The organism is Hyphomonadaceae bacterium BL14 (assembly GCA_027627705.1).
Lineage (GTDB): Bacteria > Pseudomonadota > Alphaproteobacteria > Caulobacterales > Maricaulaceae > Oceanicaulis.
This window is the reverse complement of the sequence record CP091242.1, coordinates 656,259-669,538: the sequence shown is the minus strand read 5'-3', so window position 1 is coordinate 669,538 and position 13,280 is coordinate 656,259. Positions and strand designations below refer to the sequence as shown.

Annotated in this window: 11 protein-coding genes; 5 read left to right on the top strand and 6 right to left on the bottom strand. The window is 63.6% G+C overall.

The window, feature by feature from the left end:
• Nucleotides 1–13 precede the first annotated feature (13 nt).
• Entirely contained in the window at nt 14–388 is a 375-nt protein-coding gene (locus tag L2D00_03155; GenBank protein WBQ13693.1) for a 6-carboxytetrahydropterin synthase, read from the top strand.
• Nucleotides 389–519: 131 nt separating this feature from the next.
• Here the strand turns inward: L2D00_03155 and rpmF are convergent, their stop codons facing one another.
• The 4 genes from rpmF to L2D00_03135 all read right to left on the bottom strand — a co-directional run bounded on the left by rpmF (nt 520) and on the right by L2D00_03135 (nt 6,009).
• Nucleotides 520–702, bottom strand: coding sequence for a 50S ribosomal protein L32 (gene rpmF, locus L2D00_03150; protein WBQ13692.1), 183 nt, complete (start codon nt 700–702; stop codon nt 520–522).
• A 249-nt stretch (nt 703–951) separates the two neighbouring features.
• Complete coding sequence (locus L2D00_03145; GenBank protein ID WBQ13691.1) at nt 952–2,580, bottom strand: CTP synthase; 1,629 nt, start codon at nt 2,578–2,580, stop codon at nt 952–954.
• A gap of 226 nt (nt 2,581–2,806) precedes the next feature.
• Nucleotides 2,807–4,084, bottom strand: coding sequence for a phosphopyruvate hydratase (gene eno / locus L2D00_03140; protein ID WBQ13690.1), 1,278 nt, complete (start codon nt 4,082–4,084; stop codon nt 2,807–2,809).
• A gap of 278 nt (nt 4,085–4,362) precedes the next feature.
• Nucleotides 4,363–6,009: a thiamine pyrophosphate-dependent enzyme gene (locus tag L2D00_03135; GenBank protein ID WBQ13689.1), complete on the bottom strand. Its 1,647-nt coding sequence runs from the start codon at nt 6,007–6,009 to the stop codon at nt 4,363–4,365.
• 1,057 nt (nt 6,010–7,066) lie between these two features.
• Between L2D00_03135 and L2D00_03130 the strand changes: the two genes are divergently transcribed.
• The 4 genes from L2D00_03130 (at nt 7,067) to L2D00_03115 (ending at nt 11,650) form a co-directional block, all read left to right on the top strand.
• Nucleotides 7,067–7,444 carry a hypothetical protein gene (locus tag L2D00_03130; protein ID WBQ13688.1) on the top strand — a complete coding sequence of 126 codons (378 nt, stop codon included), beginning with the start codon at nt 7,067–7,069 and terminating at the stop codon, nt 7,442–7,444.
• Nucleotides 7,445–7,607: 163 nt separating this feature from the next.
• Nucleotides 7,608–8,699 carry a hypothetical protein gene (locus tag L2D00_03125; protein WBQ13687.1) on the top strand — a complete coding sequence of 364 codons (1,092 nt, stop codon included), beginning with the start codon at nt 7,608–7,610 and terminating at the stop codon, nt 8,697–8,699.
• Nucleotides 8,700–8,930: 231 nt separating this feature from the next.
• Nucleotides 8,931–10,355: an amidohydrolase gene (locus L2D00_03120; protein ID WBQ13686.1), complete on the top strand. Its 1,425-nt coding sequence runs from the start codon at nt 8,931–8,933 to the stop codon at nt 10,353–10,355.
• Nucleotides 10,355–11,650, top strand: a complete 1,296-nt coding sequence (locus tag L2D00_03115) for an amidohydrolase family protein (protein WBQ13685.1) — start codon at nt 10,355–10,357, stop codon at nt 11,648–11,650. Before L2D00_03120 ends, L2D00_03115 begins: the two co-directional genes overlap by 1 nt.
• A 249-nt stretch (nt 11,651–11,899) precedes the next feature.
• Here L2D00_03115 and smpB read toward each other — a convergent pair whose 3' ends face one another.
• On the bottom strand, nt 11,900–12,370 hold the full coding sequence (gene smpB, locus L2D00_03110; GenBank protein WBQ13684.1) for an SsrA-binding protein SmpB: 471 nt from the start codon (nt 12,368–12,370) through the stop codon (nt 11,900–11,902).
• Nucleotides 12,367–13,239, bottom strand: a complete 873-nt coding sequence (gene dapA / locus L2D00_03105; GenBank protein WBQ13683.1) for a 4-hydroxy-tetrahydrodipicolinate synthase — start codon at nt 13,237–13,239, stop codon at nt 12,367–12,369. The genes smpB and dapA overlap by 4 nt, the downstream gene beginning before the upstream one ends.
• Between the last annotated feature and the right edge of the window lie 41 nt (nt 13,240–13,280).

The window sequence follows — 13,280 nt, the reverse complement described above, 5'->3', positions numbered from 1 at the left end:
AGGTCAGGAAGCCATGTCCGCACTCGTACTGGAAATCTCGAAGGACTTCACCTTCGACGCCGCCCATCATTTCACCCACAAGGACGCGAACCATCCGTTCTCGCGCCTGCACGGCCATTCCTTCGCCGGCACGGTGACCCTGTCGGGCGCGCGCGCGACAGAGAGCGGCATGGTGCGTGATTTCTGGGAGATCGATGCGGAGCTGGCGAAAATCCGCGACCAGCTGGACCACCGCCTGCTCAACGAGGTGGAGGGGCTGGAACACCCCTCGCTGGAAGCCATCGCCCACTGGGTGTTCGAGCGCCTGGACGCCGCCCTGCCCGGCGTGGTGAGCGTGGAAATCCGCCGCCCCAGCTGCGGGGAAAAGGCGCTGGTGCGGCGCGCCTGAGGCGCGCAGCACGCCAGGTCAAACCATAGGCGCCGCGCCTGAGACGCTGTCCGGTCAATACCAACCGCCCAAAGCAAAAGCCCCGCGCGATCACTCGCGCAGGGCTCTCTGGTCTCCCCGGCTCGGCCGGTTCAGTCTTCTTTCGGCGTGAAAATCTGCTTGCCGCGATACATGCCGGTCTTGAGATCGACATGGTGCGGACGGCGCAGCTCGCCGGTGTCCTTGTCCTCGACATAGGCCGTCGTGGAGATGGAATCATGTCCGCGGCGCATATTGCGCTTGGACGGAGAGGTTTTGCGCTTGGGGACCGCCATGGGTCTCTCCCTCAAAGTCAAAGGTGAACCGGACTTGCGCGCGGGGCCTGACAGCGCACGCGGCGAGTGAGCGGCGGGCTATACCGGTTTCACACCGGGCTGGCAATGGGGCGGTGTGTGGTGGGAGACTGCCCAGAACCATACGAGGCGCTCCGCCACCACCCGATCCGAGCCGAAGCTGCGCTCCGCCCCACCCTCCCCATAAAGCGGAGGAAAAGTTGACTGCAAAGACGTGTGGTTACACGCTCCTTAAACCAGCCTCGAATGCTCGATCGCTGCCGCCACGAAGCTGGCGAACAGCGGGTGCGGCTCAAACGGCCTTGATTTGTATTCGGGGTGGAATTGCACGCCGATGAACCAGGGATGGTCGGCGTATTCCACGATTTCGGGCAGCACGCCGTCAGGCGACAGGCCGGAGAAGATGAGGCCGGCGGCTTCGAGCTGGCCGCGCCAGGCGATGTTGACCTCATAGCGGTGGCGGTGGCGTTCCTCGATCCGGTCAGCGCCGTAGATTTCGCGCACCCGCGACCCGTCTTTCAGCGCGGCCGGAAACGCGCCCAGGCGCATGGTGCCGCCCAGATCCCCGCCGGCATAGCGGCGCACGACCTCATTATCCTTGACCCATTCGGTCAGGAGGCCGACCACCGGCTCGGCGGGCGCACCGAACTCCGACGTGCCGGCGCCAGGTACGCCGGCGAGATGGCGCGCCGCCTCGATCACCGCCATCTGCATGCCAAAGCAGATGCCGAAATACGGCACCTTGCGCTCGCGCGCGAAGCGGGCTGCAGCGATCTTGCCCTCGGCACCGCGTTCGCCGAACCCGCCGGGCACCAGAATCGCGTGCACGTCTTCAAGGGCTGAAAAATTGTCCGGCGTTTCGAACTGGCTGGCGTCCAGCCAGCGCACGCGCACCTTCACATGATTGGCGATGCCGCCATGGGTGAGCGCTTCGAGCAGGGATTTATAGGCGTCGGCCAGCACCGTGTATTTGCCCACCACCGCGATGGTGACCTCACCATCAGGATTGTGGACGGCGTTGCTGATGGCCTCCCACACCGACATGTCGGGCTCGGGCGCGTCGGTAATGCCGAACCGGTCGAGGATCACCGAATCGAAGCCCTGCGCGTGGTACTCGCCGGGCACGTCATAGAGCGAGGCCGCGTCGCGCCCCTCGATCACGGCATTTTCCGGTACATTGCAGAACAGGGCGATCTTGCGCTTGTCGGACGGGTCCAGCGGAATCTCGCAACGGCACAGAAGGATATCGGGCTGGATGCCGATGGAGCGCAGCTCCTTGACCGAGTGCTGGGTCGGTTTGGTCTTCATCTCGCCGGCCGCCTTGATGAAAGGCAAAAGCGTGACATGCACGAAGACGCAGCGGTCGCGGCCCAGCTCCTGGCCCAGCTGGCGGATCGCCTCGAAGAAGGGCAGGCCCTCGATATCGCCCACCGTGCCGCCAATCTCGCACAAGACAAAGTCCACATCCCCGGCGTCGGACAGGACGAACGCCTTGATGGCGTCGGTGACGTGGGGAATCACCTGGACGGTGGCACCCAGATAATCGCCCCGGCGCTCGCGCGCGATGATGTCGGAATAGATGCGCCCCGTGGTGATATTGTCGCTCTGGGCCGCGGGCACGCCGGTGAAGCGCTCGTAATGGCCCAGATCCAGATCGGTCTCCGCCCCGTCATCGGTGACATAGACCTCACCATGCTGATAGGGCGACATCGTGCCCGGATCGACATTGAGATAGGGGTCCAGCTTGCGCAGGCGCACGGAATACCCGCGCGCTTGCAAAAGCGCGCCAAGGGCAGCGGAAGCGAGGCCTTTTCCAAGGGAGGAGACCACGCCGCCGGTGATGAAAATATATCGCGGCATGGGCGGACGGTTTAGCGCAGAATCACCCGGGGCAAAAGCGCTGTGGCGCCGGTATCGGGGGCGGAATGCAGGGGGGATGTCGCCGTCACTGCTTTCCCGGCAGACCGGAGGGAGCGCCGGGACCCATCCACCGAGCCTGGCTGCCGCAGGGACGGCGGAGAATTCAAGGGATGGATCCCGGATCGGCTACGCCGCCCGGGAAAGCAGCGTTGAGTGAAGGAGCCCCCTACCCGGCCGCGATCGCGCTGCGCCCGGCATAGGCCGCCGCCGAGCCGAGTTCGGCTTCGATGCGCAGGAGCTGATTGTATTTGGCGGTGCGGTCGGAGCGCGCCAGCGAGCCGGTCTTGATCTGCCCGCAATTGGTCGCGACGGCCAGGTCCGCGATGGTGGAATCCTCTGTTTCGCCCGAACGGTGGCTCATCACCGCGCCATAGCCCGCGCGCAGGGCCATCTCGACGGCGTCCAGGGTCTGCGACAACGTGCCGATCTGGTTGACCTTGACCAGAAGCGCATTGGCCGCGCCTTCCTCGATGCCGCGCCACAGACGTTCAGGGTTCGTCACGAACAGATCATCGCCCACCAGCTGACACTGGCCGTCCAGCGCCGAGGTGAGCGCGGTCCAGCCTGTCCAGTCATCCTCGGCCATGCCGTCCTCGATGGAGACGATGGGGTAGGCACCCACGAGTTCAGTCAGATAGGCGGCAAATTCTTCGGACGAGCAGGTGCGCCCGGCACCCTCCAGCACATAGCGCCCGTCCCGGAAAAACTCGGTGGAGGCGACATCCAGCGCCAGCACCACGTCCTGGCCGGGCGTGTATCCGGCCGCCTCGATGGCGGCCATCAGCTCGTCCAGGCAATGCTCGGCGCTTTTGAGATCGGGGGCGAACCCGCCCTCATCGCCCACATTGGTGGAATAGCCGCCGGCTTTCAGGCGCGATTTCAGGGCGTGGAAAATCTCCGACCCGCAGCGCAGGGCTTCAGAGAAGCTGGGCAGGCCGGTGGGCATGACCATGAATTCCTGGAAATCCACCGGATTGTCGGCATGGGCGCCGCCATTGATGACGTTCATCATCGGCGCGGGCAGGATGCGCGCATTCACCCCGCCCAGATACCGGTAAAGCGGCAGCTTGCGCGATTGCGCCGCCGCCTTGGCCACCGCCAGCGAGACGCCCAGAATGGCGTTGGCACCCAGGCGCGCCTTGTTGGGCGTGCCGTCCAGATCGATCATCGCCTCGTCGATGACGCGCTGCTCGGCCGCATCAATGCCCACTATGGTCTCGTAGATCTCGCCCTCGACACTGGCGACGGCCTCGCGCACGCCCTTGCCGCCATAGCGCGGGCCGCCATCGCGTCTTTCCACCGCCTCATGGGCACCGGTAGAGGCCCCCGACGGCACGGCCGCGCGGCCCATGGAGCCATCGTCCAGCTCCACATCCACCTCGACGGTTGGATTGCCCCGGCTGTCGAGAATCTCACGCGCGCGGATGTCGATGATGACGGACATGAATGGCCCCCTGGAAGCATGTCGATGTGGGCCGGGTGATAGACCAGTGCGCGGCGCGCGCAAAGGCCCGTAAGCGCCGGCTATCGTGCGGGGACGTGGCGGGACGCGTTCTCAACTCGGAAAGCAAGGCCGATCACCACTAATATTGCTTTCCCGGGCGGCGCAGCCGACCCGGGACCCATCCACCGATTATCTCCACCGCCGGGGCGGCTCATATGTGTCGGGATGGGTCCCGGATAACCGCTTCGCGGTTTCCGGGAAGGCAGGGCCGGGCAGCCCTAAAGCGCGCTCAGCCTCTTGCCCGGGGCGATGTCTTCGGGTGACTGGCGCACATGGATCAGGGACGGACGCCCCGACGCCAGCGCCGCCTCCAGCGCAGGCAGGAAATCGTCGGTCATCGTCACATACCAGGCGGCCATGCCGAAGCTTTGCGCCAGCGCCTTGAAGTCGGGATTGACCAGGCCCGTGCCCGAGACACGGCCGGGATAGGCGCGCTCCTGATGCATGCGGATCGTGCCGTAGGTCCCGTTGTCAAACACACACACCACGATGTTCGCGCCATGCTGGGCGGCGGTGGCAAGCTCGGGCGCGGCCATCAGGAAATCGCCATCTCCGCACACGGCGATAACCGGGCGGTCAGGGTGGCGCAGCTTGGCGGCGATGGCGGCGGGCAGGCCGTAGCCCATGGCCCCCGATGTGGGCGCCAGCTGACCGGGATACGCACTGTGATCAAAAAACCGGTGCAGCCAGGCGGCGAAATTGCCTGCGCCATTGGTCATGATCGCGCTGTCGCCATAACGGGCCGACACGGCGCGCCAGATCTGCGATGGATTGACCGCACCGGTGACGCTCACAGGCTGCACCCACGCTTCGTAATCAGCGCGCCGCGCCGCGACCCAGGCCGCGCGGCGGGCGGCGTTTTGCGGTGTGGCCGCCTCTGCGATGGCGAGCATGGCCGCGCCGGGCGAGGCCGTGACGGCCATGTCGGGATGATAGACGCGGCCCAGCTCTTCGCCGCCGGGATGGATGTGGATCAGGCGGTCGCCCACCCCGCCGGGCACGTCAAAAAGCTCATAGCTCTGGGTGGTCATCTCGCCCAGGCGCGGACCGATGGCGAGGATCACGTCGGCCTCGCGCAGCGCATCGCGCAGGCCCGGGTTCACACCGATCCCCGCCTCGCCTGCATAATGGGAATGGGTGTTGTCGAACACATGTTTGGCGCGGAAACTTGTGGCGACGGGGCAATTGAAACGCACCGCAAATTCGTGCAGCGCCGCACGCGCCGCCGCACTCCAGCCAGGGCCCCCGGCGAGGATCAGCGGGCGCTCCGCAGCGTCGATGCGCGCGGCGATGGTCCTGGCCGTATCGGCGCCCAGATCATTCAGCGAGCGGGTGAAGGCGCGCGGCGCCGGCGCCTCGGCTTCTTCAGTCAGCATATCCTCGGGCAGGCCCACTACCACCGGGCCGGGCCGGCCGTGCAGGGCCAGCGCGTAGGCGCGCATCATCTGTTCGCCCACCCGGGCGGGATCGCGAATTTCGAACGCCGCCTTGGCGATCCCGGCGAAGGCCTGCGCGTAATCGAGCTCCTGAAACGCCTCGCGCCCCTCATCCTCGCGGCGCACCTGACCCACCAGAAGCAGCATGGGGGTGGAATCCTGAAACGCCGTGTGCACCCCGACCGCCGCCTGCGTCGCCCCCGGCCCGCGCGTAACAAAGCAGATGCCCGGCCGCCCGGTCAGCTTGCCGTCCGCTTCGGCCATATTGGCGGCCCCCGCCTCGTGCCGGCAGGTGATGAAGGCAATGCCGCTATCGACCAGCGCATCCAGCGCGGCCAGATAACTCTCCCCCGGAACCCCGAAAATCCGCTCCACGCCCTGAGCGGCGAGCGCGTCGATGAGATGCTGGGCACCAGTGCGCAGAGCCATGGAATGCGTCCTCGGTCAGATGATTCAGCCAGGGCGCGACCATCGCGCTGACCGCGCGCGGGGGCAAGTGGGGGTGTGGCATGGGGCACGATCAGGAGCTCTATGGCTTCGGATTCCATGCGACAGCGACCGTGAGCTTGATGGCCGCGCAAGGCAGAGAAGACAACTATATTGCGACATTCTAAATCAGACTTCCCAACAAGCGCTTGGCGACGGGCGATCTTCAAGCACCCAGATCCATGGGATTAGCAGCCGTTGGGCCCCATTTTCTTATGTGGGTGAGAGAGTTGCCGTCAGGACCTACACGATGAATGCAACTGCTGCGCAACCAACTTAACGTCCACATTTTCATCGAAATCCCCTGAGTGGCGTTTCTAGTGTTGCATGTCGAACCGTGAGTGGTAAGGTTTCGGTGCAGCACTTTGCTGCGAGCAGCCATGGAGAAACGCATGTCTAGCCCCTCGACCCCCTAGCGGCCCTCTTCAAAAGCGAAAGCCTCGGTCGCATCCTCACCCCGGAAGAAATTGAATCTGTTGCGGGCGCTGATGATCGCATCTTCATTTGCGCACGCGATTGGGTGACCGACAATCCGGACGGTACATCCACGTACGACATGGACGACTTTAAGATTGATTAAATGAAAGCGGCCCCGAATCCAAACTCGTTCGGGGCCACTCCCGTGAACTTAATCGTTTTCGGACAACCCGAAGATTATCATATCTCGAGCACTCTACCGCTTCTTGATTTTTCAGAAGTGGTGGTTGTAAATCATTTTGACTGCCCTCTCGTGTCCATTTTTTCAGAATCAAACAATTCATAACTCTCGATTGCCGGAACGCCCATTGATACCAGCATACCGACCGATATATGGAAGAGAATAAAATCGAAAGTTGTAAATAGAAAAAATAAAATAAATGAAGATTTCGCATCCACGGAATTTCGAAATGACGGATGGAAATCACTTATAAATCCGATATCAGAAATATTTACCCATTCCCACATATTTAATTCACCTTTTGAAAGCGTGAAGACATTATATAAAATTTACCAAACTAAATTGGCTCAAGACGTCGGCTTTATAGTTCCTCCAACAATTTTTGGTACCGATGCTTCAAAATTGCAACTCCTAGGGCAGGGCATTGCATACAAGGTGATTGGGGATCGACATTATCCCGGATCCGCAGGAATGACTGAGCGACTTAATCTTGATTTCTTGAATGGGGCCGCTGATAAGGTCAGGCAAGTGCCTTCAATTTACCAAAAGTATATTGAGAAAGAATTCGAGCTCAGGGTGATTTTATCTAGGAATGAATCGCGTGCGATAAAAATTAACTTTCAAGATAGTAAATTTGGATCATTTGATTGGAGAAGGGATCAGTTTAATTTAACATATGAACCATATCAAATGCCAACACGTATTCATGAAAAGTGTTGAAAATTTATAACAAAAGCTAATCTCGACATTGGAATATTTGATTTCATTAAGACGCCTATTGGGGATTATGTATTCTTGGAGTGCAACCCTGAAGGACAATGGTTTGGGTATTCGGCCTGGGCGGGCTGCAATTGGGAGCAATTATTCGCCAATGCTATCACCGATGCGAAAAATCGGCTGCTGGATCGCGTGCGCGATGCTGGCGGCGTGCGGGCGTGATGGCGAGCCGGCTGAGCCGGTAGGCGCGCGGCCCCTGATCGACCAGCTCGCAGACGAGATACTGGCCGCTGATCCGCTTGTGGTGATCATGAATGAGTCTCACCCGGACCCTTACACGCGCTATGTGTCGGCGTGCTTGCTGGAAGCGGTCGGACGCCAGGCCAGAGTTACTCATTTCGGAGCCGAGACGCTGATTGGCCGGGGCCTGATCCATCCCGGCGCCGACGGCGCGTGGACGCTGGACGGACCCTACGTCAACCGGCCCCATTTTAACGATCTGCTCTTCGTGGCCGCACAGCTTCACGCCCGGCCTTTCGCCTATGACATACAGACTCAGGATGGAGGCCTGTCTGAAGGCGCCCTGCACGCCCGGGGTCTGGCACCCACCTTCATGAATGCGCGCGACCGGTTTGCCGCAGAGAATGTGTCCGATGTCATCGTGGGCGCCGAGCCGCCGGTTCTGGCTTTTCTTCATGTCGGCCACGGTCATGGCGCGCGCGGTATGGACCGGCGTGAGGGTGGGCGCACCGCCTTGCTGGGCGGGCATCTCATCGATCTCGGCCGCACGCCGCTCTTCTCCGTCACCCAGACCAATGTGCCACACCCGGAGCGCCCGTGTGGCGCCCCGCACGCCAAACCGTTCTTCGATTTCGCCCAGAACCGGCGCTATTGCGCCTCGCTCGGCGAACGGCGGCTTTACATATTTGACGCCTACGTCGTCGAACTGACCCTCGAAGCGAACGAGGCTGGCTATGTGATAGAACCGATTGAGGGCTGCACGGTGCGCGTGGCGACGCATCTGGACCCGCCTGACTCAGCCGGTTCCGACGGCAGTGATCGGTGGCGCCTCGAAGTACGTCAGACGGACGGGTTCGGTCGGCGGCGCGTCAGCTGGTCAGGCGCCTTCACGCCAGGCCACACCCGGCCGCTCCTGTTGAATACAGAGACGGCGGACCTGACGTGGGTTCGGATGGACTCTGCGGGTGATGGTACCGCGATCTATGTCGAGGGCGCGCCCTTAAACACTACACATTGACCCGGGCCAACGCCGCCTTCAGCCAGCCATGGGCGCCGACTTTCGTGCAGGCGTTTCGTAAATGCTGGTGGCTGAAGCAGGCCCGCTTGCCCACTTTCCTCCCCCTGCCATCGTTACACAATAACCCCTTCCCTCGCCTGCCGGTTTCCGTGAGGCTGAGCCGATATCCGACAGACGACAGGGAGTCGGCGCGGGGAGCGCTGAACCCGGACGGATCGCGGGAGGGATCAGATGAGACTATTCTGGAGCAGTGTGGGGGCTGGCGCTTTGGCGCTGGCAGCCCTGACCGGGTGCAATGGTGCCGGGGATGAGGCCAATGGCGGGGACGCCAATGGCGGTGCCGGCGAGCTGGTGCGGTTCAATCCTGACCCCTACCCCTCCACCTATCAGCCGGCCCCGTCCGGCGTGACGCTGATCCGCGGCGCGAACGTGTTCGACGGCGTCGATCAGCTGCTGGAAAACACCGACATCCTGATCGAGAACGGGCGCATCGCCGCCATCGGCCAGGGCCTCGCCGCCCCCGACGGCGCTGAAATCGTCGAGGCTGAAGGCCGCTTCGTGACGCCGGGCGTGGTGGACATCCACTCCCATCTCGGTGTCTATGCCAGCCCCTCGGTCAACGCCCATTCCGACGGCAATGAAGCCACCGCCCCGGTGACAGCGGAGGTGTGGGCCGAGCATGGCGTCTGGCCGCAGGACCCGGGCTTTGACACGGCGCTCGCCGCCGGCGTGACCACGCTGCACGTGCTGCCGGGCTCGGCCAATCTGTTCGGCGGCCGCGGCGTGACCTTGCGCAATGTGCCTGCGCGCAGCGTCCAGGCGATGAAGTTTCCCGACGCTCCCTACACGCTGAAAATGGCCTGCGGCGAGAACCCCAAGCGGGTCTACGGCAATCAGGGCCGCGCCCCGGCCTCGCGCATGGGCAATATGGCGGGATACCGCGAAGCCTGGCAGCGCGCGGTGGAATACCGCGCCGCCTGGAACCGCTATTGGGACGCCGATGATGCGTCGGCCACGCCACCCGCGCGCAATCTGGAGCTGGACACGCTGATGGGCGTGCTGGACGGGGAAATCCTGATCCAGATGCATTGCTACCGCGCCGACGAAATGGCGCTGGTGCTCGATATGGCCGAAGAGTTCGACTACCACGTCTCGGTCTTCCACCACGCGGTGGAGGCCTACAAAATCCCCGATCTGCTGGCCGAGGCCGGCACCTGCGCGGCGGTGTGGGCCGACTGGGGCGGGTTCAAGATGGAGGCGTATGACTCGATCATTGAGAACCTGCCGATCACCCATGCGCTGGGTGCCTGCGCGATGATCCACTCCGATTCCGATCTGGGCATTCAGCGCCTCAACCACGAAGTGGCCAAGGCCCTGGGCGATGGCCGTCGCATGGGGCTGGATATTTCCGACGCCGAGGCGGTGGCCTGGTTCACGTCAGCGCCGGCACGGGGTCTGGGGATTTTCGAGGAGACCGGCTCGATTGAGAGCGGCAAGCGCGCCGATATCGTGATCTGGTCGGCGCACCCGTTCTCCAGCTACGCCCTGGCCGACCATGTCTATATCGATGGCGCGCTGATGTATGACCGCGCCGATCCCGAGCGGCGCACGGTGCGCGATTTCATGCTTGGCCAACCTGGTGAAGGAGTGCGCTGATGACCCGCTTTTCCATACGCGCCCTTGGCGCTTTCCTCGCCCCGCTGGCGCTGGCCGCCGCCCTGCCCGTCAGCGCCGCGGCCCAGACGATCGCGGTCACCAATGGCCGCGTCATCACCAATGGCGAAGCCGGGGTGATCGAAACCGGCACGGTACTGATCCGCGATGGCGTCATCGCCGAGGTGGGCGCGCAGGTGCGCATCCCGTCCGGTGCGCGCGTGATTGACGCGCAAGGCGGCTGGATCACGCCGGGCCTGTTCCATCCCCAGACCGAGCTGGGCCTGGTGGAAGTCAGCGCCGAAACCGGGGCGCGCGACAACGCGGCGTCGGGCTCGACATTCACCGCTGCCATGGATGTGGCCGACAGCTTCAACCCGGCGGGCAATCACATTGCCTCGGCGCGGATCAAGGGCGTGACACGCTTTGCCGTGCATCCCGCTGTGGGCTCGGCCATCATCGCCGGACGCGGCGCGCTGGCTGATGCCAGCGGCGCGCCGGACAGCCTGTTTGCCGACCGTCAGTTCATGCTGGTGGATTTGTCTGTCTCGGGTGCCCGCACTGCGGGCGGTGCCCGGAGCGCCGCTTGGGCCTATTTGCGGGCCGCCATTGAAGACGCGCGCTTCTATCCCGGCCGCTTCATGGCCCATCACGAAGGCGACGCCATCAACCGCTTCGATGCCGCCGCCATGGTGGATGTGGCACGCGGTGCCATGCCGCTGATCATGCGCATGGACCGGGCCAGCGATATCCGCCGGGCGATCCAGTTTGCCGGCCGCTACCCCAATATCCGCCTGATCATCGTGGGCGGCGCGGAGGCGCATCTGATGGCCGACGAGATCGCGCAGGCCGGCATTCCCGTCATCCTCGATCCCATGCGCAATCTGCCCGAAAGCTTTGACACGCTGGCGGCCAGCAACCGTGCCGCAGCGACCCTGCATGCAGCAGGGGTGCAGCTGGCCTACACCACGCTGGGCTCGGATCTGTACTGGAACCCGCGCCTCCTGCGTCAGCACGCCGGTATCGCCGTGGCCCACGGTGCCAGTTGGGACGATGCCTTCCGCGCTGTCACGCTGACGCCGGCGGAAATCTACGGCGTCGCCGACCGTTTCGGCTCGCTGGAGACCGGCAAGGCCGCGGACGTGGTGGTCTGGGACGGTGATCCGCTGGAGGTGCTCAGCGCGCCCACAGCCGTGCTTATCGACGGCCAGGTCACCTCGCTGGAAACCCGCCAGACCCGCCTGCGCGACCGCTACGCCGTACTCCGGCGCGAAGGTGAACACGGGTATGCGCATTGAGGCCTGTTTCGGTAACGCCAGGCGACTTCTTGCCCAGAACAATCAAAGCGTTAAAGCCTCCTCTCCCCTCTTTGAGGGGAGGGGGTAGGGTGAGGGGTGTGCGGTTCCGCCAGGCGCGGCTGAGCCGGATCACCGGAAAGGTCCACCCCCTCACCTTTATCCTCTCCCCCATAAATGGGGGAGAGGGGGCTTATACGCAGCGCTTCTTTCTTTGAGGCTGGGCGCCTGCATTTCCAGCAGGAGCTCCCCTCACCCGAAATTCTTCAAGATCCGCTGCTTGCTGCGGTTCCAGTCGCGTTGCTTGATGGTTTCGCGCTTGTCGACGGTCTTCTTGCCTTTGGCCAGACCGATCTGGAGCTTGGCCATGCCGCGCTCGTTGAAGAACAGGCGCAGGGGCACGATGGTCAGCCCGTCTTTCTGGACCGAGCCGGCAAGCTTGTTCATTTCGCGCTTGTGCAGCAGCAGCTTACGGGCGCGCTTCGGGTCATGATTAAAGCGGTTGCCGTGGCCGTAGGGCGGGATGTCGCAATTGATCAGCCAGATCTCGCCCTTTTCCGGGCTGACATAGGATTCGGCGATATTGGCCTTGCCCATGCGCAGGCTTTTGACCTCGGTGCCGGTCAGCACCATGCCCGCCTCGAACGTATCGGTGATTTCGTAATCGAACCTGGCGCGCCGGTTGACGGCGACCAGGCCCTTGTCAGGTCCCGAACTGCTCATATCAGGCCGCAGCTTTCCATGGCCGCGCGCACGCGCGCCTTCACCGGCTCCGGGCATGGCGTGAGCGGCAGGCGCACCTCGTCCGAGCATAGGCCCAGCAGCGACAGGCCGTATTTCACCGGCGCAGGACTGGGCGCGGCGAACAGGGCCGCGTGCAGGGGCGCGAGCGTGTCATGCAGCGTGCGCGCCTCATCCCAGCGCCCCTCCAGCATGGCGGTCTGGAACTGAGCGCACAGCTGGGGTGCCAGGTTGGAGGTGACGGAGATGGCGCCGACGCCGCCATGGGCGTTGAAGCCCAGGGACGTTGCGTCATCGCCCGATAGCTGGATGAAGCTGTTGCCGACCAGCGCGCGGTGCTCGGTGACGCGCTCCATGCGCGCGCTGGCGTCCTTGCTCCCGATGACATTGGGGTGGCGCGCGATGCGGGCCATGGTTTCGGGCAGGATATCGACCACCGAGCGGCCGGGGATGTTGTAGACGAAGATCGGCAGGGCCACGGCATCCGCCACCGCCTCGATGTGAGCCGCAATCCCGTCCTGGGACGGCTTGTTGTAATACGGAGCAACCACAAGCCCTGCATCGGCGCCGACGGTCTTGGCGTGGCGCTGCACCTCGATGGTCGCAGCGGTGGCGTTATTGCCGGTCCCGGCAATGACGGGGACGCGCGCGGCACACACTTCGACGCACAGATCGATCACGCGCAGATGTTCGGCGCGCGTCAGACAGGGCGTCTCGCCTGTGGTGCCCGCAGGCACCAGGCCATGGGTGCCCGCTGCGATCTGGCGCTCGACAAGGTTGGCGAAGGCCGCCTCGTCCACGGCGCCATTCTTGAAGGGCGTCACGAGAGCCGTCATGGAGCCGCGCAGCATGAAAAAGTCCGTTCAAGGCTTCGAAAAATCAGGGGCGCGGA

Coding starts and splice junctions, on each gene's coding strand:
- L2D00_03155 (WBQ13693.1), top strand. CDS start 14: ATGTCCGCACTCGTACTGGAAATCTCGAAGGACTTCACCTTCGACGCC.
- eno (WBQ13690.1), bottom strand. CDS start 4,084: ATGTCCGTCATCATCGACATCCGCGCGCGTGAGATTCTCGACAGCCGG.
- dapA (WBQ13683.1), bottom strand. CDS start 13,239: ATGCTGCGCGGCTCCATGACGGCTCTCGTGACGCCCTTCAAGAATGGC.
- L2D00_03120 (WBQ13686.1), top strand. CDS start 8,931: ATGAGACTATTCTGGAGCAGTGTGGGGGCTGGCGCTTTGGCGCTGGCA.
- L2D00_03115 (WBQ13685.1), top strand. CDS start 10,355: ATGACCCGCTTTTCCATACGCGCCCTTGGCGCTTTCCTCGCCCCGCTG.
- L2D00_03125 (WBQ13687.1), top strand. CDS start 7,608: ATGCGAAAAATCGGCTGCTGGATCGCGTGCGCGATGCTGGCGGCGTGC.
- L2D00_03145 (WBQ13691.1), bottom strand. CDS start 2,580: ATGCCGCGATATATTTTCATCACCGGCGGCGTGGTCTCCTCCCTTGGA.
- rpmF (WBQ13692.1), bottom strand. CDS start 702: ATGGCGGTCCCCAAGCGCAAAACCTCTCCGTCCAAGCGCAATATGCGC.
- smpB (WBQ13684.1), bottom strand. CDS start 12,370: ATGAGCAGTTCGGGACCTGACAAGGGCCTGGTCGCCGTCAACCGGCGC.
- L2D00_03135 (WBQ13689.1), bottom strand. CDS start 6,009: ATGGCTCTGCGCACTGGTGCCCAGCATCTCATCGACGCGCTCGCCGCT.